Genomic DNA, 2003 nt, shown 5'->3' with positions numbered 1-2003 from the left:
GAGGGGGCCATGGTGCGGGCGACCGACGGGCGGCGCCGGCGGGCCGAAGCCGGGACGATCCAGCGGGTCCATCGGGGCAGGTTCCGTCCACGGGTTCTCATCAGCGGCCCAGGATCTCGCCGAAGTTCGTGCCCGAGCCGAGGAACATGCCCGTCGCGATGAGGATCATCGTCGCCGGGAGCATGAAGATCAGGGTCACCAGCGTCGCCTTGGGGATCGTCCTGGCCGCCCTGCGACGCGCGTTCTGGGCGTCCGTGCGGCGCATGTCGGCGGCCAGCTGGATCAACGTCTCCGCGATGGGGCTGCCCAGCTCCTCGCCCTGCTGCAACGCCGAGACGAACTGCGCGACCTGCTCGGAGGAGTTGCGCTTGCGGAGCTCGTCGAACGCCTGGCGGCGGCTGACGCCCATGTCCATCTGGCGGAGCGTGATACGGAGTTCGTCGGCCCACGGGCCCTCGTACTTCTCCGCCACCCGGTCCAGGGCCTGGCGGAAGCCGAGGCCCGCCGAGACGACCACGGCGAGCACGTCCAGGAAGTCCGGCAGCGTGCGGTCGATGACGTCCTTGCGTTCCCGGACCGCCTGCCAGATCGCCGCGTCCGCGGCGAAGAACCCGAACGCGAACGTGCCGGCGGCGAACAGGGGGCGGTCACTGGTGAGGAAGACCAGCCCCATGAAGGCGCCGAAGAAGCCGTACACGGCCCGGCGGGCGGCGTAACGGTTGAGGGTGAGGCCGCCGGGGTTGCCCGCCATGTCGATGCGGCGGCGCTTCGCCTCGACCCGGCGAGGGCCCATGAGACGCAGCACGGACGGGGCGAAGCGCATACCGAGCCGGTCGACCGCCGACCCCGTCCTGGAGACACGGGTCGCACCCACCTCCAGGGCGAGGGCCAGGTCGCTCGGAAGCTTCGCGTCGGCGCGGATCATGCGGATGCCGAGCAGGACACCCGCCACGGCCAAGGCCATCAGCAGGGCGAGGAGGAGCGGGAGCGTCGATGTCGTCATGTCGGTCGCGGCTCCCTTCTCAGACTTCGATCTTGCCGAGGCGGCGGATGACGAAGAAACCGACGGTGTAGAGGCCGATCGAGATCAGGACCAGGATCTGACCGAGGGGCGAGCCGGTCACGCGGGCCAGCGCGCCCTCGTTCGAGGAGTTGATCAGGAGAAGGGAGCCCAGGCCCAGGAACGGGACCGTGAACGCCGTCGCGTTGACCTCGGAGAGCATCGTGCGGACCTCGCGTCGCGTCTCCTTGCGGTCCTCCAGGGTCTGGGTGAGATTGCGGAGTGAACTGACGACCGTGCCGCCCGCCTTGTTCGACAGGACGAGGGTGGTGACGAGGACGACCAGTTCGCGGGACGGGAGACGTTCGGCGAGCTCGCCGAGCGCGTCGTCCACGGAACGGCCGAGGGCCAGCTGGTCCGCGACCCGCGCCAGCTCCTCCCCCGCCGGGGCCTCCAGCTCCTCCGCCGCCATCGCCAGCGCCGTGCGCAGGGCGAGACCGGCCGCCGTGGCGTTGGCCAGGAGGCGGGCCACGTCGGGGAGTTGGTTGATGAACGCCTCGATACGTTTCTGGCGCTGCCAGTTGAGGAAGATCGCGGCCGCCCAGATGCCGACGGCGCCGGCGATCGGGCCGAAGAACGGGGCGAGCGTCGCGGCGGCGATCAGCCACAGGGCGACCACGACCATCGCCACGTACGTGGCGAACTCGCCCGCCGTCAGGTCGAGTCCCGTCGTGGTCAGGCGAAGGTGGATCGCCCGGCCGAGGCGGGTACGGCGCAGCCGGCGGTCGACGGCCGTGAACCGTCGTACGCGGCCGCTCGCCGTGCGGAGCGGGCCGATCCGGCTGCCGGCGAGACGGTCCACCAGGGCCTGGCGCTGCGCGCGGCCCGAGGCGTAGGTGTGCGCGCCCGCGACGGCGAGGGTGCCGCACAGGACGGTGGCGCCGAGGGCCAGCAGGGTGGCGTTGTTCACCGGGCGCTCCTGTCCGGGGTCTCGGGGCGGGGT

General features: G+C 71.6%; 2 protein-coding genes. Both read right to left on the bottom strand.

Going from position 1 to position 2003, the window contains the following annotated elements; translation table 11 throughout:
* Window positions 1–100: 100 nt before the first annotated feature.
* Window positions 101–1003 carry a DUF5936 domain-containing protein gene (locus tag AOK15_RS39150; RefSeq protein WP_055523745.1) on the bottom strand — a complete coding sequence of 301 codons (903 nt, stop codon included), beginning with the start codon at window positions 1001–1003 and terminating at the stop codon, window positions 101–103.
* Between the two features lie 19 nt (window positions 1004–1022).
* Window positions 1023–1970: a type II secretion system F family protein gene (locus AOK15_RS39145; RefSeq protein WP_063799113.1), complete on the bottom strand. Its 948-nt coding sequence runs from the start codon at window positions 1968–1970 to the stop codon at window positions 1023–1025.
* Between the last annotated feature and the right edge of the window lie 33 nt (window positions 1971–2003).

This window comes from Streptomyces ossamyceticus (assembly GCF_001418475.1).
GTDB lineage: Bacteria > Actinomycetota > Actinomycetes > Streptomycetales > Streptomycetaceae > Streptomyces > Streptomyces ossamyceticus.
This window is presented reverse-complemented; position numbering and strand designations above follow the sequence as displayed.